At 62.8% G+C, this 24,476-nt stretch carries 21 protein-coding genes; 19 read left to right on the forward strand and 2 right to left on the reverse strand.

What is annotated here, in order from left to right; translation table 11 throughout:
- Positions 1-28: 28 nt before the first annotated feature.
- The 3 genes from BM151_RS16895 to BM151_RS16905 are packed head-to-tail and all read left to right on the forward strand — an operon-like array spanning position 29 to position 1,678.
- Positions 29-346: a hypothetical protein gene (locus BM151_RS16895; RefSeq protein ID WP_090061921.1), complete on the forward strand. Its 318-nt coding sequence runs from the start codon at positions 29-31 to the stop codon at positions 344-346.
- Positions 343-1,479: a WD40 repeat domain-containing protein gene (locus BM151_RS16900; protein WP_090061922.1), complete on the forward strand. Its 1,137-nt coding sequence runs from the start codon at positions 343-345 to the stop codon at positions 1,477-1,479. The genes BM151_RS16895 and BM151_RS16900 overlap by 4 nt, the downstream gene beginning before the upstream one ends.
- Before the next feature lie 19 nt (positions 1,480-1,498).
- Positions 1,499-1,678 carry a hypothetical protein gene (locus BM151_RS16905; RefSeq protein WP_090061923.1) on the forward strand — a complete coding sequence of 60 codons (180 nt, stop codon included), beginning with the start codon at positions 1,499-1,501 and terminating at the stop codon, positions 1,676-1,678.
- A 56-nt stretch (positions 1,679-1,734) separates the two neighbouring features.
- Here BM151_RS16905 and BM151_RS16910 read toward each other — a convergent pair whose 3' ends face one another.
- Positions 1,735-2,697: a hypothetical protein gene (locus BM151_RS16910; RefSeq protein ID WP_090061924.1), complete on the reverse strand. Its 963-nt coding sequence runs from the start codon at positions 2,695-2,697 to the stop codon at positions 1,735-1,737.
- A gap of 83 nt (positions 2,698-2,780) precedes the next feature.
- Between BM151_RS16910 and BM151_RS16915 the strand changes: the two genes are divergently transcribed.
- From BM151_RS16915 to BM151_RS16985, 15 genes are all read left to right on the forward strand, one after another.
- Positions 2,781-4,040 carry an RNA polymerase factor sigma-54 gene (locus BM151_RS16915; RefSeq protein ID WP_090061925.1) on the forward strand — a complete coding sequence of 420 codons (1,260 nt, stop codon included), beginning with the start codon at positions 2,781-2,783 and terminating at the stop codon, positions 4,038-4,040.
- A gap of 585 nt (positions 4,041-4,625) precedes the next feature.
- Positions 4,626-6,290 carry an aromatic/alkene/methane monooxygenase hydroxylase/oxygenase subunit alpha gene (locus BM151_RS16920; RefSeq protein ID WP_090061926.1) on the forward strand — a complete coding sequence of 555 codons (1,665 nt, stop codon included), beginning with the start codon at positions 4,626-4,628 and terminating at the stop codon, positions 6,288-6,290.
- Positions 6,291-6,370: 80 nt separating this feature from the next.
- Positions 6,371-7,429: a 2Fe-2S iron-sulfur cluster-binding protein gene (locus BM151_RS16925; protein WP_090061927.1), complete on the forward strand. Its 1,059-nt coding sequence runs from the start codon at positions 6,371-6,373 to the stop codon at positions 7,427-7,429.
- 47 nt (positions 7,430-7,476) lie between these two features.
- Positions 7,477-8,538 (forward strand): aromatic/alkene monooxygenase hydroxylase subunit beta, encoded by a 1,062-nt coding sequence (locus BM151_RS16930; protein WP_090061928.1) that lies wholly within the window; start codon positions 7,477-7,479, stop codon positions 8,536-8,538.
- A gap of 22 nt (positions 8,539-8,560) precedes the next feature.
- On the forward strand, positions 8,561-8,935 hold the full coding sequence (locus tag BM151_RS16935; RefSeq protein ID WP_090061929.1) for an MmoB/DmpM family protein: 375 nt from the start codon (positions 8,561-8,563) through the stop codon (positions 8,933-8,935).
- 175 nt (positions 8,936-9,110) lie between these two features.
- Positions 9,111-10,133 (forward strand): amidohydrolase family protein, encoded by a 1,023-nt coding sequence (locus BM151_RS16940; protein ID WP_090061930.1) that lies wholly within the window; start codon positions 9,111-9,113, stop codon positions 10,131-10,133.
- A gap of 4 nt (positions 10,134-10,137) precedes the next feature.
- Positions 10,138-10,941: an iron-sulfur cluster assembly protein gene (locus BM151_RS16945; RefSeq protein WP_090061931.1), complete on the forward strand. Its 804-nt coding sequence runs from the start codon at positions 10,138-10,140 to the stop codon at positions 10,939-10,941.
- A gap of 63 nt (positions 10,942-11,004) precedes the next feature.
- Positions 11,005-12,636 carry a molecular chaperone GroEL gene (gene groEL, locus BM151_RS16950; protein ID WP_090061932.1) on the forward strand — a complete coding sequence of 544 codons (1,632 nt, stop codon included), beginning with the start codon at positions 11,005-11,007 and terminating at the stop codon, positions 12,634-12,636.
- Between the two features lie 61 nt (positions 12,637-12,697).
- On the forward strand, positions 12,698-13,741 hold the full coding sequence (locus tag BM151_RS16955) for an NAD(P)-dependent alcohol dehydrogenase (protein WP_090061933.1): 1,044 nt from the start codon (positions 12,698-12,700) through the stop codon (positions 13,739-13,741).
- 77 nt (positions 13,742-13,818) lie between these two features.
- Entirely contained in the window at positions 13,819-14,214 is a 396-nt protein-coding gene (locus BM151_RS16960; protein WP_090061934.1) for a VOC family protein, read from the forward strand.
- Positions 14,215-14,248: 34 nt separating this feature from the next.
- A complete protein-coding gene (locus BM151_RS16965) occupies positions 14,249-14,773 on the forward strand; it encodes a Twin-arginine translocation pathway signal (RefSeq protein ID WP_090061935.1) in 525 nt (174 codons plus the stop codon).
- Between the two features lie 18 nt (positions 14,774-14,791).
- Entirely contained in the window at positions 14,792-16,363 is a 1,572-nt protein-coding gene (locus BM151_RS16970) for a GMC family oxidoreductase (RefSeq protein WP_090061936.1), read from the forward strand.
- 83 nt (positions 16,364-16,446) lie between these two features.
- Complete coding sequence (gene katG / locus BM151_RS16975; protein WP_090061937.1) at positions 16,447-18,651, forward strand: catalase/peroxidase HPI; 2,205 nt, start codon at positions 16,447-16,449, stop codon at positions 18,649-18,651.
- 216 nt (positions 18,652-18,867) lie between these two features.
- Entirely contained in the window at positions 18,868-19,443 is a 576-nt protein-coding gene (locus BM151_RS16980) for a hypothetical protein (RefSeq protein ID WP_245781240.1), read from the forward strand.
- A gap of 37 nt (positions 19,444-19,480) precedes the next feature.
- Positions 19,481-21,442, forward strand: coding sequence for a sigma-54-dependent Fis family transcriptional regulator (locus BM151_RS16985; RefSeq protein ID WP_245781241.1), 1,962 nt, complete (start codon positions 19,481-19,483; stop codon positions 21,440-21,442).
- A 20-nt stretch (positions 21,443-21,462) separates the two neighbouring features.
- Here the strand turns inward: BM151_RS16985 and BM151_RS16990 are convergent, their stop codons facing one another.
- A complete protein-coding gene (locus tag BM151_RS16990) occupies positions 21,463-21,927 on the reverse strand; it encodes an Lrp/AsnC family transcriptional regulator (RefSeq protein WP_090061939.1) in 465 nt (154 codons plus the stop codon).
- A gap of 130 nt (positions 21,928-22,057) precedes the next feature.
- On the opposite strand from BM151_RS16990, the gene BM151_RS16995 reads away from it, so the two are divergent.
- Entirely contained in the window at positions 22,058-24,430 is a 2,373-nt protein-coding gene (locus BM151_RS16995; protein WP_090061940.1) for a 1-deoxy-D-xylulose-5-phosphate synthase N-terminal domain-containing protein, read from the forward strand.
- The last annotated feature ends 46 nt before the right edge of the window (positions 24,431-24,476 follow it).

The following is a 24,476-nucleotide window of genomic DNA, read 5'->3' on the forward strand; positions in this document are numbered from 1 at the left end:
GTCTCGCCAGTGTCGTCGGGGCAGGATCATGACAGGTCAATCCGGTGATCTCCATATCCTCCTCAGCGAACGGCTCGTGCTGATCCAGGCCATCGCCACCGCCAACAGCGAGCATTTGCGGCTCAACCAGATCGCCGGCGGCATGATGATCCTCGATCAGAAGGACGCGCTCGACGGGGTGGAGGAGGGGGCAGAGGAAGGGCCAGAGCAAGATCGGCGCAACCAGGCGCGCGATGCAAATGACACGGCGATAGACCAGTGCAGGGACCGGATCGCGGCGCTCGAGGCGCAGCTGGCGGATCTGGACCGGAAACTCGCAAAAGCTACGGAAGACCATTCAAAATGACACAGCACCTTTCCCCGCCGTCCCTGTCGCTCTTCGATCTGATCGCCCGATCGTGGCAGCTCGGGACCGAGGTCCGGGATCTTCAGTTCAATGTCATCGGTTCCTCTGTGGCGGTCACCCTCGGCGACGGCACGCTCGCTTTCCTGCCCCTCAGGGATGCCGAGGACCCGGACATGAGAACGCGGATCGAGGCGGATACCGGCCGCATGACCATTCGACCACGCGAGAAACCGCTTCCCCTCCCGGTTCGCAGTGACGGACCCGTTGCCGATGCGGGGCTCGGGATGTGCCGGGTGGCGCAGCAGGGGTTCGTCTTTGTCCATCATGACGGGCAGGAGATCTGGCGCGCCACGGCTAAGGGACAGTGCCTGCGGGTGGCCAAGGCGGGCGTCGCGCCGGTCACGGCCCTGGCGGCCCTGCCGAACAAGGAGGGGCTTCTGGTGGCGCGCGATGCCCGGCTCGAGGTCGTGGCGCCGGAAGATGGCAGCACGCTCCTGACGTCGGATCTGTCCCATGACATCCGGCTGATCGCTCCGGCGCCACGCGCCGGTCGGATCGCCTGTTGGGGGCCGGGACAGGTGACACTCCTCACGACCAACGGGCTGACGCCAATCGCCGAGATCGCGGTCGATGGTGAACCAACCAGCCTGCGCTGGTCTCCCGACGGGAGATGGCTGGTCGGCGGGTGCCGGGACAAGGCCCTGTTGCTGGTGGATGTCGAGACGGGACAGGCGGACCGGATCGTCGATTTTCCGGCGCCGGTCGCCGCCGTCGGTTTCAGTGACAAGGCCGGTGCGATGATCGCCTCCGGGGCGTTTCGCATCGTCGGCTGGCATTTGCCGGATTTGCCCTTCGGAGATCACGAGGGGGGGCCGGTCGAGACCGGCAAGCCCGGCTTGACCGTGGTCGAGACCGTCGCCGCGCATCCGACACGTGATCTGTGCGCCGCCGGCTATGCCAATGGCCTGGTCACGCTTTGCCAGATCGGCCAGCGCGAAGAGATGATGCTGCGCGAGGGGGGCGGCGCGCCGGTGACGGCGCTGGCCTGGTCGCCCGATGGCAAGCATCTGGCGATCGGAGCCGCCGGGGGGGAGGCTTCGATCGTCACCTTCCCGAAAACCATGTTCAAATAATTCTCAAGGGAGCGAGACCATGACACAGACGCTGAGCACCGAAGAACAAAGCAAGGATCGCTATTTCCAGCAACTGGCGAAGATCGCCGAGGAGATGATCGACGAGCATGGCAAGGATTTCGCCACCGGGGCCCTGATCCTCGCGGCGCAGTGGATCTCGCAGGGCCGGCTCGGCAAGGGCGAAGACCCCATGCACTAGGCGTTATGCCTTGGGCGACCTGCACGAGACCGGGCACGACGCATGATTGTCATGCCCTAGTGACGGCGCGCCTGTTCCTGAGCACGAGCTTCGGAAGCCGGCGCCGTCAAACTCTGGATCTGATCGATGAGAATGGCGCTGAGCGGCGCCGCGAGCGGGGCAAATGTTCCGGGTGTTCCGGGCGCGCGCGCGCCTGTCTGGCGCAAAAGCCCGGTCAGTTCAGGCATCACAAGCTGCGCATAGGCACAAAGCTCATGAATTCGAAATGTCGCAAAATAGAGGCTGTCGTCGTTCAACAGGGTCTTGCCCTGCCGCGGCTCCGGGGAGGGAGCATGCAACAGGTTGCTGTGCACCGCCGTGCTGAGGACCGCGAGCACCGATTTGCGCCATTTGGCGTATTCCGTGTCTGCGGAATGATCGATCCCGGCGCTGTAGAGCTTTTCCGAGATTGCCCGGAAGGCGCGGCCCCCGGCGATGTGACGGCGCCAGAACTCATTGGTGTCCTCCGCCGTACGGCATTCGGAAAAGCGCTGGGCCAGTTTCGGACGGATGAGCAGCACCAGTGCCATGTCCACATCCTCCGAGAGCGAACGCGCGATCTGCATCGCGGGCAGCGGCAATTCGGTGAGGGCCAGAAGGCGCAGGGCGGTCATCTGTTCGCTCAGCCGCGCGGTGACGCCCGCAAGCCCGTGCCATTGCGCCGCCGACATCCCCTCGAGCCCGGCTGCGTGCCCCTCCGCCGCTGCGGCCTGCAAGGCGCGCACCCAAAGCAGCGCCTGATCAAAGAGAAAGACCAGATCGACGGTGGCACTGTCGGTCGCGGCATCGAGACGCGGCACGGCGCGAAACCCGGAAAGGGTGCGAATGCCCGCCCGCCAGTGGCTGTCGAAATCCAGCCCGCGCGCGGACCAGAGCTGTTTGACCCGGGCCAGAAGCTGCGGCGAGAGGTCGGGATAGGACATCTCCGGCGGTGTGTGAAACAGCGGGGCGACGGCCCCCGGGGGGATTTTCGTGCTCATGGCGTCGAGGCTCCTCGCAACAACGCGAGAAGTGTAACCCGTGGAGCCGGAGTCTGGCCAGTGGTCTTGGCGGAGATCGGCGGATGAGTTTTTCGACCAGATTGCAGATAGGGCAGGCGCCGGTCTTTCGGATGGGCCATGTGATCAATGTGCTGCAAATGTCCGGTGCGGAGCTTGAGGATCATCTCATGCAGGCGGCGCGGGAGAACCCGTTTCTGGTGATGCGCAGGCGTCGGAATGCCGTGGTCCGGGCGGGCAATGCGCTCGACCTGCCCGATGTCGACCGTGCCGATGCGCCGACCAGTCTCTTTGACCATGTGCTGCGCGAACTGGCCGGGCTGCTCGCCCACGGCGGGGCGATGGAGCGGCTTGTCCTGGCACTTGTCGAGGAACTGGAGCCGTCGGGATGGCTTGGCCGCGGCGCGGCGGAGATCGCGGCGGAGCTGGGGCTGGCCGAGACCTTGGTCGCGCAGGCCCTGAGACTGGTTCAGCACCGGATTTCGCCGGCCGGGCTGTTCGCCCGGGATCTCGCCGAGTGTCTGCGCTTGCAACTGGAGGATCAGGGCTTGCGGGATGCCGAGATCGACAAGCTGCTCGATTGTCTCGAACTGCTCGAAACTGGCGGCCTCGCGGCGCTGACGGAAGCCACCGGGCTCTCCGGCGACAGGGTGGAGCATCATCTCGCACGGTTGCGTCGGCTCGATCCCAAACCGGGCGTCAGATTTTCGACTGACCTGACGCTGCTCCGGGCCCCCGATGTGCGGGTCGAGCCGCGCGGCGACGGCTGGATCGCCATCGTCAAACCGACCTTCGAAACAGAGGTCTCCGTGCTCCCGGAGGTGACCGGGGGCAGCTCGCCCGAACTGCGACTGGCGCTGAAACAGGCCCGCGCCCTCAAACAGGCGCTTGATCTGCGCAAAGGTGCTCTGGAGCAGATCATGCACTACATGGTCGATGTTCAATCGGACTATTTTCGCGATGGCCCGGAGGCGCTGCACCCGCTTTCGCGATCTGTGATCGCGGAAGGAACGGGGTTTCATCTCAGCACCGTCTGCCGTGTGCTGAACGGTCTGCTGGTCGAAGGGCCGCACGGGATTTTCGAGGCCCGGATGCTCTGCGCCCAGACCGCCTCGCGTGGCGCCGAGGGCGGTCCGTCGAAACCCAGGGTGCTGTCGCGCCTGCGCGCCGCGCTCTCTGAGGAAAGCCCGGCCTGCCCCTTGTCCGATCAGGGGCTCGCCGATCGGCTCTGTGCCGAGGGGCTGAGGGTGTCGCGCCGCGTGGTGGCCAAATATCGTCACGAGCTTGGCTTCGCCCCGGCGTCACAGCGGCGCTTGCGGGCCTGATCCCACCGCCCGAAATCCCCAGCCAATCCTGAAATTCCGAACCGCCGCCCGCCGGCGGTTTTGCCGTTTTGAGACATGTCATCGCGGCGGGTCGCCGCCCGGGGAGAGCGCAGGGGAAACCGCGCGAGACCCTCTTGGGGACCTGCTGTGTAACGCTCTGCACCGGTCACTGTAAATGCCGGGCGTAACGTTCCGTGACACTGCCGTTCACCGCCTTGCGCAAGGGTTTTGGAAGCAGCGCAGCGCAAAAAAAATAATACAAAAATATACATAAATAACAGTGAGTTGTATGAAAATTTCATGCTGCAGCTGCACATTTCCCTGCTCTGGAACCAGCCTTGCATGAAGAGAGGCATAACACGCGGTCACCCACCGGGGGATCGTACAAGAACGAAGGATCGGGAGGAAAATATCACCGGCACCGGTGGCACAGGCCACGGGGCGGTCCGGGTTGGATAGGACTCATCTCCACCTTTGCCGAGAACCCGTGTGGCGCGCGCCGATGCCCGTCGCATGAACCGAAACGGCGAAAGCCGCCAAACGTGACCGGGAAACCGGGCTCAGAGCTTTAAGGAGGCTCATGGCATGACTTTGACGCTTAATAAGATCACGTCGCAACGTGGTATCTCGGTCGGGGAGGCGACCAAGAAGATCGCAGATCTGGGGTGGAACCCGTCCTATGTTCAGGAGGCTGCGACCTTCCCAACCGATTACAAGATCACCAAGGCGCCGCGCGACCCGATGAAACAGGTCCTGCGCTCCTACTTCCCGATGGAAGAGGAAAAGGACAACCGGGTTTACGGCGCGCTCGATGCGGCGCTGCGGGGTGACATGTTCCGCAATGTCGAACCGCGCTGGATCGAATGGATGAAGCTGTTCCTGGCGATCATTCCCTTTCCGGAAATCTCGGCCGCACGTTCGATGGCCATGGTGGCACGCCTGTCGCCCGGCGAGGACCTGCGCACCGGTTTCACCATGCAGATGGTCGATGAATTCCGCCACTCCACGATTCAGATGAACCTGAAGAAATGGTACATGGAAAACTACATCGACCCGGCCGGGTTCGACATCACCGAAGAAGCCTTTGGCAAGTGCTATGCCACCACCATCGGCCGCCAGTTCGGTGAAGGCTTCATCACCGGCGACACCATGACCGCCGCCTGCATGTACCTGACCGTGGTTGCAGAAACCGCCTTTACCAACACGCTGTTCGTGGCCATGCCGTCGGAAGCGGCGCGCAATGGCGACTATGCGCTGCCGACCGTGTTCCTGTCGGTGCAATCGGACGAGAGCCGCCACATCGGCAATGGCCACTCGCTCCTGATGGCGGCGCTGAAGGAGCCGGAGAACCATCTGCTCTTGGAGCGCGACCTGCGCTATGCCTTCTGGCAGAACCACGCCATCGTCGATGCCGCCATCGGCACCTTCATCGAATACGGCACCACCAACCGCGACAAGGAAAAGGAATCCTATGCGGAAATGTGGCATCGCTGGATCTTTGAAGACTACTACCGGACCTACATGCTGCCGCTCGAGAAATACGGCGTGAAGATCCATCACGACGATGTCCAGGAGGCCTGGAAGCGGATCACCGAGAAGAACTATGTCCACAAGGTCGCGCAGTTCTTTGCGGTCGGCTGGCCGGTCAACTTCTGGCGCATCGAAGCCCAGACCGACAAGGATTTCGAGTGGTTCGAACACAAGTATCCGGGCTGGTACGCCGAGTTTGGCGAGTTCTGGAAATGGTACGACAAGCTGTCGAAACCGGGCGAGACGGTGATGACCTTCAACCAGGACACCGGCTATGTCTATCCGCATCGCTGCTGGTCCTGCCTGGTGCCTTGTCTCATTCGCGAAGACATGGTCGTCGACCAGATCGATGGTCAGTGGCACACCTTCGGTCATGAGCTCGACCGCTGGACCGCGGTCGAGGCCTTCGCGGACGAATACCAAGGTCGCCCGACGCCGGCCATGGGCAAGTTCTCGGGCAAGCGGGAATGGGAGACCGTCTATGACGGCTGGGATCTCGCCGATGCGATCAAGGACCTCAACTTTGTGCGCGAAGACGGCGAAACCCTGACCGCACAGCCGCATCTGCGCTTCGACAACAAGGACATGTGGAAACTCGAGCACGTTCGTGGCCACACGCTGCGCTCGCCGCTCAACATGCTGCGCGCCATGTCCGATGCCGAGCGCGAGGCCCATGTCGCGGAGTACCGCAAGGGCTTCACCATCAACGCCTGCAACTAACCAACACTCCGGGTGCCGCAGCCGCGGCCCCGGACCCTCGGCACCGCGAAAAGGCGTGTGCCGTGTCCAGGGAGGAAAGAATGACGGAAGTACATACCGTCCGATTAGAACCCGTTGGTGTGGAATTCGAGGTCGAAGAGGGGGAAACCATCCTCGACGCCGCATTCCGCCAGGGGATCGCGCTGCCGCATGGCTGCAAAGAGGGGCAATGCTCGGCCTGCAAATGCGTCCAGCTCGACGGCGAGACCGAGATGCTGAAATATTCCACCTTCGCGCTGAACGAGATGGAACGGGACAGCGGCCATGTGCTGATGTGCCGGACCCTTGCCTACAGCGATGTCGAGATCGAATTGCTGAACTACGACGAGGAGGTGCTCTCGAAGTCCATCCCGGTGCGCCAGTTCTCCGGCAAGATCGTCGATTTCCAGAAGCTGACCCACGATATTCGCGGGGTTCAGATCGAGCTGGATGCACCTCTCAAATTCTGGGCGGGTCAATATGTCGACATCACGGTCAGGACCGAAGCGGGGGAGGAGATTACACGCTCGTTCTCCATGGCAAATTCGCCGAGCGAAACCCAAAAGCTCGGCTTCATCATCAAGAAATACCCCGACGGGCGGTTCTCCAACGAGCTTGACGACGGCGGCATCAAAGCCGGAGCCGAAGTCGAAGTCGAAGGGCCCTACGGAATGTGTTTCCGACGGGAAGACCGAGAAGGACCCGTGATCCTGGTGGGCGCCGGCTCCGGCATGTCGCCGGTCTGGTCGATCCTGAACGATCATATCGCAAGCGGTGAGGACCGGCCGGTCTATTTCTTCTACGGCGCAAGGGGCCGTGACGATCTGATCCTGCGCGACGAGATCGATGCGCTCACCGCTGCCAACCCGGCGATCGAATTCATCCCGGTGCTCAGCCATGCCGATGACGATGCCGAATGGACCGGCGAGCGCGGCTTTGTGCACGAGGCAGTCGACCGGCGGCTCAAGGCGCTCGGGATCGATGGCGAGGGCGATGTCTATGCCTGTGGTCCGCCGCCGATGATCGATGCGCTGACGCCGGTGCTCTTCATGCACGACTTCGATACCGATCGCATTTTCTACGACAAGTTCACGCCCACTTCCGGTTCTTCGGGCCATTGAAAGCGGCCCGAACGCTAGTGACGTGAAACCAACAAAGGGAGGCTACCATGGTAGCAACATCTAGTTCAGTCGGCTCCGGTGCCGCAGGCGCCGCAGAGTTCGTCGGCTCGAAAAGCCGCAAATACAATTACTTCGAACCGCGCGGCCGGCGGGCGACCCATTACGAGGACGTCACCGTCGACGTGCAACCCGATCCCGAGCGCTATCTGATCCAGAACTGGATCATCGAGTTCGAAGGCGGCAAGGGCGGTGGTGCCTACCGCAAGGACAATACCGCCGCGCTGTCGAGCAACTGGCATGCGTTCCGCGCGCCCGATCAGGAATGGGAACGGACCCATTATCAGCGCCAGTCGAAGATCGAGACCATGGTTCAGAACGTCATCTCCAACGCCCGCAAGGCCGGTGCGCACAAGGTGTTCGACAAGGCCTGGCAGACGATCCTGCAAAAGCACCTGGGCGCCTGGAAACACGCCGAATTCGGCCTGGGCACCTCGCTCATGCAGGCGCAGCGCTACGGCTACACGCAGATGATCAACAACGCCACGCTGACCAATTCGTCCTACAAGATGCGCCTGACCCAGGACATCACCCTGTATCTGGCCGAGATCGGCATGGACAACGAGGGCTGGGACGACGAGCTCGGCAAGAAGACCTGGCTCGAGGATCCGATCTGGCAGCCCTGCCGTGAGGCGGTCGAGACGATCATGGGCTCCGAGGATTATCTCGAACAGTATTTCGCCATCAACATCGTGTTCGAACCGCTGGTCGGCGAGCTGATCCGCTCTGGCTTCTTCATGCAGGCGGCGGCGGCCAATAACGACTTCATCACCCCCTCGGTGATCTCGGCGGCCGAGGCCGATTACGAGCGCAACCTCGCGAATACGGTCGATCTGATCTACCTGCTGGTTCACGACGAAAAGCACGGCGAACACAATCGCATGCTGTTCAAGTCCTGGCTCGCCAAGCATGGCGCGCTGGCGGAAAAGGCGGCGGATGCGCTCCAACCGATCTGGTCGCAGCCGCATTCCAAACCGGTTTCCTACCACGACGTGAAAGAGGTCTCGCGCGAGCGTCTGGCCCAGATCCTCGCCGAACTCGGCCTCAATTAATCATCCAGACAAGGAGAACAAGATGTCTAGCATAGCGCGCAACGCATCCAAGCAGAACATCTTCAAGTCGATGCAGGACATCGACATGACCTCGCGCGAGGTGTCGCACCAGTGTGGTGTGACGATGAACGACAGCGTCGAGGCCCGCGCCATCGCCGAGTTCATGGAAGAGAACAACCCCAATGTGACCGTCACCTACAATCCGGCGACGATCCGGATCGACGGCGAGGGCAAGCTGATCTTCAAGATGGATGAGATCACCGAATATCTCGGTCGCGAAATGACCGCCGAAATCTTCGAGGTGAACACCTCGACCCATTATGGCCGCATGGTCCGGGTCGACGACAACACCGTGATCCTCTTCGGCGACATGAACGAAGTGATGGAATACATCTAAGCGTTTTGCCCGGGGGCGGTTCACCCCTGTCCCCGGCTTTCCCGACAGACGCAGACCCGAGAACGATCCGGAGGACCGGCAGGCGGAGGAGCCTCGATGCCGCGATCCCGACCGGACGGGCCAGGCATCGAACCGGGCAATCAATCACAGCCACGCACACCCAGGGAGGGTCCCCATGTATATCACACCCGAAGGCAAGGAAATTTTCGTTCTCGACGGTCACACCCATTATTGGGACGGCAGCCCCGAGAACCAGACCAATATCCACGGCAAGCAGTTCATCGACTGTTTCTATGCCTATCACACCAATTTGAGCCCGAAAGAGCATCTCTGGGAAAAGGCCCGGTTCGAGAAATATTCCGAAGACAACATCTATCGCGACCTCTTCGTCGACGGGCCGAATGACATGGCAATCATTCAGACCACCGTGCTGTCGGATTTCTACGAGAACGGGTTTTCCTCGATCGAGCGCAGCTCGGCCATGGCGGAGCGCCATCCCGAACGCTTCATCGTCAACGGTTCGTTTGACCCGCGCGACGGCGAAAAGGCGCTGGAACAGATCCATTACATGAAGGAGACCTTCGATATCACCGGCGTGAAAATGTACACCGCCGAGTGGAACGGCGCCTCCAAGGGCTGGGCGCTCAACGATCCTCAGGCCTACAAGTGCTTCGAGCTCTGCGACAAGCTCGGTATCAAGAACATCCATGTCCACAAGGGGCCGACGATCATCCCGCTGTCGAAGGATGCTTTCGATGTGCATGATGTCGATTACGCCGCCACCGATTTCCAGAACCTCAACTGGATCGTCGAACATTGCGGCCAGCCGCGGATCGACGATTTCTGCTGGATCGCGACGCAGGAAACCAATGTCTATGGCGGGCTCGCCGTGGTGCTGCCCTTCATCCATTCGCGGCCGCGTTACTTTGCCGAGATGATCGCCGAGCTGCTCTGGTGGGTGGGCGAGGACAAGATCCTCTTCGGTTCGGATTACGCGATCTGGACGCCGCAATGGCTGGTCGAGAAATTCTGGAATTTCCAGATCCCCGACGACATTGCCGAAGAGCGCGGGGTGCAGCTGACCGACGCGATCAAGGAGAAGATCCTCGGTCTGAACGCCGCCAAGATCTATAACATCGATGTCGAGGCGAAGAAGAAACAGCTCGCCGGTGCACCGGTGCAGATCGCGGCGGAGTGATCGGATGTTCGTTGCCCAATTGATGGCCGAACGGGAACTCGAGGTCTGGGACTGCCTTGCGGCAGTCTCCGATCCCGAGCTCGACGAGCCGATCACCGATTTGAACTTTGTCGAAGCCGTGAGCGTGAACGACGATCACACGGTCCGGGTCGAGTTCCGTCTGCCCACCTACTGGTGCTCGCCGAATTTCGCCTTTCTGATGGCTTTCGGCATCCGCAACGCGGTCATGGCGCTGCCCTGGGTGCGCGCGATGACCGTAGAGCTCAAGGATCATTGCTTTGGCGATGAGGTGAACGACGGGGTCAACAGCGGCCGCCCGTTCCATCAGATCTTTGCCGAGAATTGCGATGGGGCGGTGCTCGACGATGTGGTGGAGAAATTCATGGCCAAGGCCTTTGATCGCCGACAGGAAGCCATGCTTCTGGCGCTGAAGGCCAAGGACAGGCCGATTGCGGAGATCGTCTCGATGACGGTCGGGGCGTTGAAGAAGACCCATTTCACGGGTGAGGAGGCGTTCCGGCAGCTGCCGCGATATCTCGACATTCTGGCGGCGAAGGGCCTCGCTTTGACGGACCGCGACCCGGCCTTTCCGACCTGGCAGGGCGGGCGGATCTCGCCCGAGGCGCTGGGCCCGCATCTGCGGCGTCTGCGCAGCACCCGTCTGACGATGGAGTTCAACGGTGCGCTGTGCCGGGGACTGGCTCAGAGCCGCTACAAGGAGGTCGAAATCGGTATCGACGGGCCGACTTTGGTCGATTTCATCGCCGGCCGGGTGCCGCCCCGAGAGGCGCCGGAACCCGGCATCTAAGCGTCTAAATCACAACGAAAATGGGAGGAGGCCCAAGACTGCTTTGGGTCCAAGGAGGAAGATATGGCTAAACTCATGGTGCACGGCAAAAACGCCCGCAAATGCCTCGCGCAGGGCGTGGCGCGGCTGGCGGCTGCGGTCGAACCGACGCTCGGGCCGAAGGGGCTCAACGCGATGGTGGATCGGCCGGTCGGAACCCCGATGGTCACCCGCGACGGTGTGAGCATCGCATCCGAGATCGAATTGACCGACCGCTTCGAAAACATGGGCGCCCAGGTGGTGCGCGAAGTCTCAATGCAGACCAACGATGTGGCCGGCGACGGCACCACCACCGCCATCGTTCTCGCCAATGCGCTGATCCAGAACGGCGTTGAGCTGACCGAGAACGGTGCCCGCCCGGTCGATCTGTGCCGCGGCATCGATCTCGCCGTGCAGACCATCGTCGAGGCGATCGATGCCTCGTCGCGCGATTGCGAGGAAAACCCGGATTATCTCGAAGCGGTTGCCCATGTCTCGGCCACCGATCCGAAACTCGGTACGCTGGTCGCCGAAGCCTATCGCCGGGTCGGGCGCGACGGGGTCATCTCGGCCGATTTCGGTGTGACGATCGACACCACCATGGAAGTGGTCGAGGGCATGTCCTTTGAGCGCGGCTACATTTCGCACCACATGGTGACGGATCGCGAGCATATGGAAGCGGTGCTGCGCCACCCGCTGATCCTGATGACGGATCAGAAGATCCTGAAACCCGACCTGCTCGACAATGCCCGCCGCATCGCCGACGCAGAAAACCGCCCGCTTCTGATCATCGCCGAAGAAATTGCCCCCGAGGTTGTGATCACGCTGTTGGAGAATGGCGGCGCCGGCAAATACCTGATCGTGCATCCGCCGGAATACGGCCATTGGCGCACGGCGATGATGGACGATCTGGCCATCCTCACCGGCGGCGAGGTGCTGGCGCGTGATCTGGGCAAGAAGATCGAGAATGTCACCCGCGCCCAGCTCGGCGGCGCCGAGACGGTGCGCACCCATGCGTCGCACACCTCGATCCTGCGCGGCGAAGGCGACCCGGAAGCGATCCGCGCCCGCCGTGCTCAGGTGCAGCGCCAGCATGACGTGGCGCCGCCCAATATCGAAAAGGACAAGCTGCGCGAGCGCATGTCCAAACTCACCGGTGGCAGCGCGATCATCTATGCCGGCGGGTTCACCCCGGTGGAACAGAAGCGCACGATCCAGCTGGTCGAGGACGCGCTCTGTGCCCTGCGCGCCGCGGTCGAGGATGGTGTGGTGGCCGGTGGCGGCACCGCGCTGGCGCAGATCGCCCCCTGTCTCGATGGCCTGAACGTCTCGGGGGACATGGCGCGCGGCGTGGCCCTGGTCCGCTCGATCCTGACCCAGCCGGTGCGTCGGATCGCGCGCAACGCCGGGGCCGATGCCGACACCGTCTCCGACAAGGTCGTCAACGCCCCGAAGGATCATGGCTACAACGCCGCGACCGGCGAGTTCGGCGACATGTTCGAGGCCGGGATCATCGATCCCGCCCGGGTGCCGGCCAGCGCCCTGGTCAACGCCGCCTCCGTCGCGACGCTGATCCTGACCACGGAAACGCTGATCGGCGATCTGGAAGAAGGCGAAGCCGACCCGACCGAGGGCCCCGCGCTCGGCGGCGGTGCCGAGCTTCTGGGGCGCAAATAAGCCCTGCAACATATCGGGTCGCCGCGGATCGGCGGCCCGCTCAGCCAGAAGGAACCAGGACATGAAAGCAGCGAGACTCTACGAATACGATCCGGCCGTGAACGTGCAGCTGAAGATCGAAGATGTTGCCTCTCCCACGATCACCGCAGCCGATGAGGTGATCGTCAAGGTCGGTGCGGCGGGCTTGTGCCGCACCGATCTCCATATCATCGAAGGCGTGTGGAAAGACATCATGGATCAGGGCGGCAATCTCCTGCCCTATATCATGGGCCATGAGAACGCCGGCTGGGTCGAGGATGTCGGCAGCGGTGTCACCTCGGTCAAGCCCGGCGATGCGGTGATCTGCCACCCGTTCAACGCCTGCGGCATCTGCCTGAACTGCCGGTATGGCCACGACATGTATTGCGATCACGGTCTCTTCCCGGGCCTCGGTCTCGACGGTGGCTTTGCCGAATATTTCAAGACCAACGAGCGCTCGGTGATCAAGCTCAACACCGGTATCACGCCGCTGTCGGTCGCACCGATGGCCGACGCCGGCATCACCGCCTACCGCGCCGCCAAGAAGGCCGCGAAACTGTTGAACCCCGGCGGTTATGTCGTGCTTCTGGGCATCGGCGGGCTCGGGCATATCGCGCTGCAGGTGCTCAAACACACCACGGGGGCCCGGGTGATTGCGGTCGATCAGGAACCGGCAGCGCAGGTTCTGGCCAAGGAGCTCGGCGCCGATATCGTCATCGCCGGCGGGGAGAACCTGGTCGAGGAGATCAAGGACCTGACCGGCGGCGGCGCCCATGTGGCGATCGATTTCGTCGGGGAATACGGCACCGAGAACCTGTGCTGGAAATTGCTGCGCCAGGGCGGCGAGCTGATCATGGTCGGCTATGGCGGCGAGGTGCGGGTGCCGACGCTCGAACTTGTGGCCAACGAGATCAAGATCGGCGGCAGCCTGGTCGGCGATTTCGTCGAGCTGGTCGAGCTGATGGAGATGAACGCCGACGGCAAGGTGAAAATGCACCAGACCGAATACAGCCTCGACAACATCAACCTCGCGATCTCGGATTTCAAGGCGCGCAAGTTCACCGGGCGCGGCGTCATCGTTCCCTGAGCCGGTCGCCTTCCTGACGACGGCCCCGTGGCCGACCTTCGGGTCGGTCACCATTCCAACATTATCGCGAGGACACCATGGCCAAATCCATCCATTCGATGATCCGCGTTCTGGACGAGGCGCGCTCGGTCGATTTCTACCGCCGCGCCTTCGGGCTCGAGATCGCCGACCGGCTCGATTTTCCCGAATTCACCCTCATCTACCTGAGCAATGACGAGGCCGGTTTCGAGTTGGAACTGACCGTCAACAAGGGCCGCGCCGAGCCCTACGATCTGGGCGATGGTTACGGCCATTTCGCCGTCTCGGTCTCGGATCTCGACGCCGAACATGCCCGGTTTGAAGCCGAGGGGCTCACCCCCCGCAAGCTGGTGGACTTTGCCCCGGCGGGCCGCCGCATCGCGCGGTTCTTTTTCGTCGCCGACCCCGATGGCTACCAGATCGAGGTGCTCGAACGGGGCGGCCGTTTTTTATGAATTTTCCAGTCTGTTAAGGAGGAGACAGAGGACCATGAACACCCTAGAGAGAAACCGGGGTCTGACCCGGCGCATGCTGTTGTCACGGGCCAGCGCGCTTGGCGCGAGCTTCGTCGTCGGCGCAGGCTTCATCGCCGCCGCGGATGCGGCCTGGGCGACCGAGACCCAGCACCTGAGCCCTGAAACCTTCGCGACACTGGTGCAGATGGCACGCGATATCTATCCGCATGACCATGTCTCCGACGAATTCTATGTGATCGCCGTCAAGGGCTATGACACGGCAGAGGCCGCCGCCGATATCGAGGCGGGGATTGCCGCGCTCGATGGTGCCGCCCGGGGCCGCGGATATGCCGGTTATCTCGGCGTGGCCTGGGAACGCGACCGCGTCGAGCTTTTGCGCGCGATCGAGGAAAGCGTGTTCTTCCAGAGCATTCGCGGCGGGCTTGTCACCGGTCTCTACAACCAGAAGGCGCTCTGGCCGCTGTTTGGCTACGAGGGCGAAAGCTTTTCCCACGGCGGCTACATCAATCGTGGCTTCGACGACATCAACTGGCTTTGAGCAGGAGGAGAAGCACTCATGTCTGCACCGTTTGACCATTCCGACGACAGTGTCGTCGTCATCATCGGCACCGGCGCCGGGGGCGGCGTTCTCGCCAACGAGCTGGCGCAAAAAGGGGTGAGCGTCGTCTCGCTCGAAGCCGGCGGGCGCTACCTGCCGGAGGATTACATCAATGACGAATGGGAGAGTTTCGGCCAGCTCGCCTGGACCGATGCCCGGACCACCAGCGGCGACTGGCGCGTGGCGCGAGATTTCCCCGGCCTGCCGACCTGGATCGTCAAGGCGGTGGGCGGCTCTTCCGTGCACTGGGCCGGGGCGAGCCTGCGGTTCCAGGACCACGAATGGAAGGCCGCGACGACCTATGGCGATGTGCCGGGCGCGAATCTTCTCGACTGGCCGATCGACGGCGCCGAGATGGCGCCCTGGTACGACAAGGCCGAGAAGAAGCTCGGCGTGACCCGCACCAATGGCTGGCCGGGCCTGCCGGGCAACAACAATTTCAAGGTGATGGAAGCGGGGGCCAAGGCGCTCGGTTATACCGAGGTCTCCACCGGGCGCATGGCGATCATGAGCCACGAGGACGGTGACCGGACCATGTGCCAGCAGACCGGGTTCTGTTTCCAGGGCTGCAAATGGGGCGCCAAATGGTCGAGCGCCTATACCGACATCGAACAGGGCGAAGCCACCGGCAACCTCGAAGTGCGCATCAAGTGCCACGCGGCGCGGATCCTGCATGACGACAGCGGCAAGGTGACCGGCGTCGAATATTTCGACGAGAACGGCGATCTTCAGATGCAGGCGGCGCGCGTGGTCTGTGTCGCCGGCAACTCGATCGAGAGCCCGCGGCTCTTGCTGAATTCGGCCTCGCCGATGTTCCCCGACGGGCTGGCCAACAGCTCGGGCCAGGTCGGGCGCAACTACATGCGCCACACCACCGGGTCGGTCTACGCAGTCTTCGACAAGCCGGTGCGGATGTGGCGCGGCACCACCATGGCCGGGATCATCCAGGACGAGGCGCGGCACGATCCCTCGCGTGGCTTCGTCGGCGGGTTCGAGATGGAGACCGTCTCGGTCGGGCTGCCCTTTGCCGCCGCCTTTCTCGACCCGGGCGCCTGGGGGCGCGAGTTTGCCACGGCGCTCGACGGTTATGAGAACATGGCCGGGATGTGGATCGTCGGCGAGGACATGCCGCAGGAGACCAACCGCATCACGCTCAACGCCGAGGTCAGGGACCAGTTCGGCCTGCCGGCGCCGGATGTGCATTTCGACGATCACCCGAACGATATCGCGATGCGCAATTATGCCTATGAGAGAGGTGCGGCGCTCTATGACGCGGTCGGGGCGACCCGGGTCTTTCCGACGCCGCCCTATCCCTCGACGCATAATCTCGGCACCAACCGGATGTCGGAAAATCCGCGCGACGGTGTGGTGAACAAACATGGTCAGAGCCATGACATCGCCAACCTGTTCGTCTCGGACGGCTCGCAATTCACCACAGGTGCGAGCGAGAACCCGACGCTGACCATCGTCGCGCTGGCGATCCGCCAGGCCGAGTTCATCTCGGGCGCGATGAACCGCGGCGAGATCTGACACGCTGTTTTCCCGGTCCGATGCCTCGCGGGAGCCGGGCCGGGAGCTCTCTCAACCCCAAAGACACATCACAGGGATAGAAAATGGACGGAAATGATCGAAAAATGACGGGCGGTTGCCCGGTCATGCACAATGCCACGAACCATGCGGGCCGCAGCAACAAGGACTGGTGGCCGAACCAGCTCAACCTGCGCATTCTCAATCGCAATGGCGGTGATCCGATGCCCGAGGATTTCGAATATGCCAAGGCCTTCGAAGCGCTCGATCTGGCCGCCGTCAAGGCGGATCTGACCGCGCTGATGACCGACAGCCAGGACTGGTGGCCGGCGGATTACGGCCATTACGGACCGTTCTTTATCCGCATGGCCTGGCATTCCGCCGGCACCTACCGCACCGCCGATGGCCGCGGTGGCGCCGCGACCGGAACCCAGCGTTTCGCGCCGCTGAACTCCTGGCCCGACAATGGCAATCTCGACAAGGCCCGGCGTCTGCTCTGGCCGGTGAAGGAAAAATACGGCAACGCGCTGAGCTGGGCCGATCTGATGATCCTCGCCGGCAATGTCGCGATCGAAAGCATGGGCGGGCGCACCTTCGGCTTTGGCGGTGGCCGGGCCGATGTCTGGGAGCCCGAGGAGGATATCTACTGGGGCGCCGAAACCGAATGGCTCGCCACCTCGGACCAGCCCAACAGCCGCTATTCCGGCGCGCGCGAACTTGCCAATCCGCTGGCCGCGGTGCAGATGGGGCTCATCTATGTCAATCCCGAGGGGCCGGACGGCAATCCCGACCCGCTCGCTTCGGGGCGCGATATTCGCGAGACCTTCGCCCGCATGGCGATGAATGACGAAGAGACCGTGGCGCTGGTCGCCGGCGGTCACACGTTCGGCAAGGCGCATGGCGCGGGCGATCCGTCGCTGGTCGGCCCGGAACCCGAAGCGGCACTGCTTCAGGAGATGGGCTTTGGCTGGCGCAACGCGCATGGCAGCGGCAAGGGCGTGGACACCACCACCTCGGGGATCGAAGGGCCCTGGACCGCGCACCCCACCAGATGGGACATGGGCTATTTCGACGTGCTCTTCGGCTATGACTGGGAGCTGACCAAGAGCCCGGCCGGCGCGCAGATCTGGCATGCAAAATCCCTCGGCGACGACGATCATGCGCCCGAGGTCGATGGCTCCGGAAAACGGGTGCCGATCATGATGACCACCGCCGATATGGCGATGCGCATGGACCCGATCTATGGTCCGATTTCCAAACGCTTTCATGAGAACCCCGATGCGTTCGCCGACGCCTTTGCTCGGGCCTGGTTCAAGCTGACCCACCGCGACATGGGGCCGAAACCCTGTTATCGCGGCAAGGAGGTCCCGGCCGAAGACCTGATCTGGCAGGACCCGGTGCCGCCGGTCGATCATCCGTTGGTCGATGCCGCCGATATCGCGGCGCTGAAAACCGAGATCCTGAGCGCGAACCTGTCGGTCGCCGATCTGGTCTGGACCGCCTGGGCCTCGGCTTCGACCTTCCGGGGGTCGGACAAGCGTGGTGGCGCCAATGGCGCACGCATCCGTCTTGCGCCGCAGAAAGATTGGGAGGCGAATGATCCGGCGCGCATCTCCCGCGTGCTGGACGTGCTGAGCGGCATCCAGGCGGCCTTCAACGGCGGCGCCTCCGGCGGCAAACAGGTCTCTCTGGCCGATCTGATCGTGCTGGGCGGCTGTGCCGCGATCGAGGCGGCGGCAGAAGCGGGGGGGCACAAGGTCACAGTACCGTTCACCCCGGGCCGCACCGATGCGACCGAGGCGCAAACCGATGCCGCCTCCTTTGAGCCGATGGAGCCGCTGGTCGACGGATTCCGCAATTATCAGAAACAGAGCTTCAGCTATCCTGCCGAGGCGCTTCTGGTGGATCGGGCCCAGCTCCTGACGTTGAGCGCGCCGGAGATGACGGTTCTGGTCGGCGGGTTGCGGGCGCTCGGCGCGACCTGCGATGCCGATGGCGTTCTGACCGACCGCCCCGGCACGCTGAGCCCCGACTTCTTCGTCAACATTCTCGACATGGGCATCGAATGGGCGCCGACCGACGCCAGCGAGACGCGGTTCGAGGGGCGCGATCGTGTTTCCGGCGCGGTCAAATGGACCGGGTCGCGGGTCGATCTCGTCTTCGGCTCGAACTCGCAGCTCAGAGCCTTGGCCGAGGTCTATGCCTCCGGGGCGAACGGCAAGATGTTTGTCGACGACTTCGTCTCCGCCTGGAGCAAGGTGATGAATGCCGATCGGTTCGATCCGGCCTGACCGCTTGCGGCGAAATTTGGCCGAGAGGCCTGACATCCCCGAACGCCGACCGGCGTTCGGGACCTCGGAATACAGGTCTCGTTTCAGCCCTTTAGGGGCGATTGGGCCTTGTTTTCAAGCTCTCACGGCATGTTCACTTTATCTGCATTTTCGCTTGATGCGACATTTTGACATAGCCTGGTGAGGGCCGAAGTGTTATCGTTTTCGATGGGAGGAATGCGCGTGGATATCTTTTCAAAGCGCGACGGTCCGCGTCCGGAGGACGTGCGGGCTAAGCGACTTATATCCGAAAATGCCGGCACGATCCGCAGACTGGCGGATCAGATCAGCAATGGCGGTTTCACGAAAATGCGCCAGGATGAAGCCCGGCGCAAACAGGCGCCCAAGCCCGACGGCCTGCTCATCTATTCCATGTCCACGGCGGCAAGATCCGATGACCCGGACCCCTATGTCCGGGTGAGCCTGAGCGGCCGCGTCGCGCTTGTCGACAGCAACAACGGGCATCAGATCCAGTTGCTGGGGGAGCTGCGACGCAGCTTCGGCGCGCAGCGCTTTGTCCTGGCCACGGCGGCGAACGGATTTGTCTCTCCGGTCAGCGCAGAGATCGAGGCGGCGCTCACTCAGTACGAGGATGTCGAACTGGGGCCTGATTTCACGGAAAAAGACATCGTTCAGAAGTTTGGAGCCTGCCTGGGCCTGTCGGACAAATGGCAGGAGAACCGGGACGAACCAGAGCTCCAGACTGAGAAAGGGCACGGTATAGCCGAAGATGACTCGAGCGAGCTACTATAAGGGAAGCAAGCGCCAAAACCTGTCAAAGGCGGCGATCGTGTCGGACCGTTCCGCGGAACGCAACATACGTTCGGCCTGGGAAAGCTTTGTCACGGCGGACCGGCCCGATGGCGTCAAGCCGGACCATGTCAGGGACGATATTCTGGCGTCCTGGCAGCGCAGCATGGATCTTGGCGTCGATGCCGGGACATTTGGCTCGCGCAAGATCACCGATGAGACCGAGGTCCTGTTGCGGCGAGAGCGCAACGCGCATCTGCGCAAGGCGGCCTCGGCGGCCTTCAAGCGATTGGAGCCTCATCTGAGCGACGCCAAGTCGATCCTGCTGCTGGCGGATGATCAGGGGGTGATCATCGATGCGATCGGAGACGAGTCCGTGCTCGACGAGGGGCAGGGGATCCATCTCGAAATCGGCGGGCAATGGGATGAGAAGGTCATCGGCACCAACGGCATCGGCACGGCGCTGAGGACCGGAAAGCCGATGTATGTCCACGCCTCCGAGCATTTCGTCGAGGGGGTTCAGGCCTGGACCTGCGCCGGCGCGCCGATCCGCAACCCGTTCGATGACTCGGTCATCGGCGTTGTGGATCTCTCCGGCCCGCCCGATATCTTTCGCCGGCACAATGTCGCCCTGGTCCTGGCGGCGGCGCGTGAGATCGAGATCGCCCTGGCGGAACTGCAGCGACAGGACCGGACACAGCTGCTCGAGGCGTTCCTGCAATCCAAATACAGTCATAGCGACAATTCGGTTCTGCTGCTCGACCGCGAGGGGCGGATCCTGTTCCGGCGCGGGGTGGACGAAAAGACCTTTCCGGCCTCGGATCAGCTTCTGGTCGGCCACAAGCTGCTGCCCGACCCCGAAGCCGTTTCGGAAAAGGATCTGCCGTCTCTGTTGCCACCCAACGTGGAAGCACAGGGCATGGAACGGCTCATTCTTGACAATTCCTATCGTGGCGCGGCGCTGTTTCTGCGCTCGGAACTGCCGAAAATGCGACCGGCGGGTGGCGGGCTGAGCATTCAGCCGCGCCGCGATGTTACCGAGGATGCAATCCGGATCATTGGCGCCTCGCCGAAAATGCTCGAGGCCATCGAACTGGCGGAACGGGCGGCAAAGGTCAATGTCTCGGTGCTGATCCAGGGTGAGACCGGCGTCGGCAAGGAGCTTTTCGCGCGTCTGATCCACAGCCGTCTCGGTCGCGCGGACGCGCCCTATGTGCCCGTCAACTGTGCCGCGGTCTCTGGCGATTTGATCGGCGCCGAGCTGTTCGGCTATGTCGATGGCGCCTTTACCGGCGCGGTGCGCGGCGGGCGGGCCGGCAAGTTCGAACAGGCCGATGGTGGATTGCTCTGTCTTGATGAAATCGGCGATATGCCGATTGAATTGCAGCCTTATTTGCTGCGGGCGCTGGAACAGCGTGCGATCTACCGCATGGGCGACAATACCCGGCGGCCGGTGGATGTCCGGCTGGTGGCGATGACCAACCGTGATCTGCGCTCCGAGATCGACAAGGGCACGTTCCGCCGGGATCTGTTCTATCGCATTGGCGTGGTGACGATCGAGGTGCCGCCGCTCAGGGAACGCGGCAAGGACATCTCCGCCCTGATCGAACATTTCTCGGCCCATTACGCGGCACAGATCGGTCGGCCGCAGATGGCTTTCGCTGCCGACACGATCGATCTGCTCGAAAGCTACAGATGGCCGGGCAATGTCAGGGAGTTGCGGAATGTCATTCAGCGCATCTATCTCGTCGGCTCCGGTCCGGTCGTGTGCATCGGTGATCTGCCGCCGGAGTTGCGCGACGATTTCGATGAGCCGGAGGCGGATTCTCTCGAGAGCATCCTGAGCGGCAATTCCGGAGATCTCGAAAGCATCGAGGCGAGCGCCATTCGCCGGACGATCCTCGCCGAAAAGGGCAATCTGACACGGGTCGCGGCGGTTCTCGGCATCTCGCGACCGACGCTTTATCGCAAGATGCGGCAATACCGCATCGATCGTGGCTGATCCCGGGCGCGAGACGGCGGTCAGTCGAGCCTTGCCGGCAGGTGTTTGACCCGCCGGATCGGGATGGAGGATTCCAGTGAGGCGACACCGGGCAGCTTGGTCAGGCGACCGGTCAGAAACCGTTCGAATTCCGCCAGATCGGCGACGGCGACACGGAGCAGATAGTCGAAACTGCCGGTCATCAGCCAGCATTCGACAATCTCGGGACAGTGCCGGACCTCGGTCTCGAATGCGACCAGCCGGTCGTCGATCTGCCGGTCGAGCCGGACCGAGATGAAGACGCTGAAACCATAACCGAGCCGAGCATCGTCGATCCGGGCATTGTAGCCGGTGATATAGCCCTCGGTCTCGAGCTTGCGCATGCGCCGGGCGCAGGGCGAGGGCGAAAGACCGACCCTGTCGCCCAGCTCCTGATGGGTGAGACGTGCGTCTCGCTGAAGCTCACGCAAGATCTTGCGATCGATTTCATCAAGCTCTTCCGACATCTTCGCGGGTTTCCGTCTCAAATTTGCTTCTGTGCGCAGAATATCATCGCAAAACATCAAAAATGGCAATGATCTTGACGGCAAACGGCGTGCAAAATCCTGTACGCTGAGCGAAGCGAGGGAGGCCGGGATGAATGACGAGACCGCATATCTGAAAACGATCGAACAGCGCCTTTTGTGGCTGTCGCACTGGATGATCCACGAGGCCAATCATATCCGCCGGAAGGCGGATGGGATTAAGATCGGCGGGCATCAGGCCTCTTCGGCCTCGATGGTGTCGATCATGACGGCGCTCTATTTCTCCGCATTGCGGCCCGAAGACCGGGTTGCGGTCAAACCGCATGCGGCGCCGGTCTTTCACGCGATGCAATATCTGATGGGCCATCAGAGCCGGGAAAAGATGCAGAATTTCCGTGGTTTTGGCGGGGTGCAAAGCTATCCGAGCCGCACCAAGGACATCGACGATGTCGATTTCTCGACGGGCTCGGTCGGGCTCGGCGTCGGGATCACCGCGCTGGCTTCGATCGTGCAGGATTTCATTGCCGCCAAGGACTGGGGTGCGGACACGCGGATCGGTCGCATGGTCGCGCTGGTGGGCGATGCGGAAATGGATGAGGGCAATGTCTACGAGGTGTTGCAGGAAGGCTGGAAAAACAATCTGCGCAACACCTGGTGGATCATCGATTACAACCGCCAGTCGCTCGACGGGATCGTGCGCGAGGGGCTGTTTGCCCGGATCGAGAAGATTTTCGAGGCCTTCGGCTGGGAGGTGGTGAAGATCAAATACGGTGCCCTGCAACGCGCCGCGTTCACCGAGCCGGGGGGCGATCAGCTGCGTGCCTGGATCGATGCCTGTCCGAATGCCGAATACGCGGCCCTGACCTATCAGGGCGGCGCGGTCTGGCGCAAACGATTGCTCGACGATCTCGGCGATCAGGGCGATGTGACCGCGTTGATCGACCGGCGCTCCGACCGGGAGCTGGCGGCACTGATGGAGGGGCTCGGCGGCAATTGCGTCGAGACCATGGCCGAGACCTTCGCTGCCATCGATCATGACCGCCCGACCTGTTTTCTGGCCTATACGATCAAGGGCTGGGGCACGCCGATCGCCGGGCACAAGGACAATCATGGCGGGCTGATGACCAAGGCGCAGATGGCCGGCTGGCAAAAGCATATGGGGGTGCCGGAAGGCGCGGAATGGGAGCCTTTCGCATGTGTTGAAGACCCGGCATCCCTGCGGGACTTCCTGTCACGCGTGCCGTTCTTTTCCGAAGCCCCGCGGCGTTATCACGATGCCTTTCTGCCGGTGCCGGAGATCGGGATCTCGACGGATCGCGAACTGTCGACCCAGACCGCCTTTGGCAAGATCCTCGATGATCTGGCCAAAGGCGACAGCGCGCTTGCGGCGCGGATCATGACCACCTCGCCCGATGTCACCGGCACCACCAGCCTCGGCCCCTGGGTCAATCGGCGCAGGCTTTTCGCGCGCGAGGAACTGCCGGATGCCTTCATCGAACATCGCATCCCCTCGACCGCGAAATGGAATTTTGCCCCCGAGGGCCAGCATGTCGAGCTGGGCATTGCCGAGATGAATCTGTTCCTTTTGCTCGGGGCGGCGGGGCTTTCGCACAGTCTCTGGGGCAAGCGGATCATTCCCATCGGTACGGTCTACGATCCTTTCGTCAACCGCGGTTTGGACGCACTCAATTACGCCTGTTATCAGGATGCGCGTTTCATGATCGTCGGCACGCCCTCCGGTGTCACATTGGCCCCAGAGGGCGGGGCGCATCAATCCATCGGCACGCCGCTCATCGGCATGAGCCAGGACGGTCTCGCGGCGTTCGAACCGGCCTTTGCCGATGAGCTGTCGGTGATCATGGAATGGGCGTTCGACTATCTGCAACGCGATGGCGAGGGCGATCCGGACGAACGCACCTGGCTGCGCGATGAAACCGGGGGATCGGTCTACCTGCGCCTGACGACGAAACCGCTGGAACAGCCGGGCAAACGTCATGATGAGGCCTTTCGGCAGGGCACGATCGACGGCGCCTATTGGCTGCGCCCGCCGGGGCCGAACTGTTCGGTTGTCATCGCCTATCAGGGCGCCGTGGCGGACGAGGCCATCGCCGCTGCCGGAATGATCGGGGAATATCGCCGCGACGTGGCGGTGCTGGCGGTGACCTCGGCGGATCGTCTGAATGCCGGATGGACCGCGGCGCAGCGCGAGAGGGCGCGGGGCAACCCGGCGGCGCAAAGCCATGTCGAGCGCCTGTTGGGCGGTTTGCCCCGGCATTGCGCCATCGTCACCGTGATCGACGGTCATCCCGCGACCCTGGCCTGGCTCGGCGCCGTGGTCGGACACAGGACGATCTCGCACGGTGTGGAACATTTCGGCCAGACCGGCAGCATCGGCGATCTTGCGCGACATTTCCGCATCGACCGGACGGCCCTGGTCGCCTCGGTCGCGGCCATGACCGAGGGTCTCACACCGCGAGAACCGTGATCGCGGCAATGCGCGTGGGCCTTATGGCGCACGGAATGGCGCAGTC

The organism is Celeribacter neptunius (assembly GCF_900113955.1).
Taxonomy (GTDB): domain Bacteria; phylum Pseudomonadota; class Alphaproteobacteria; order Rhodobacterales; family Rhodobacteraceae; genus Celeribacter; species Celeribacter neptunius.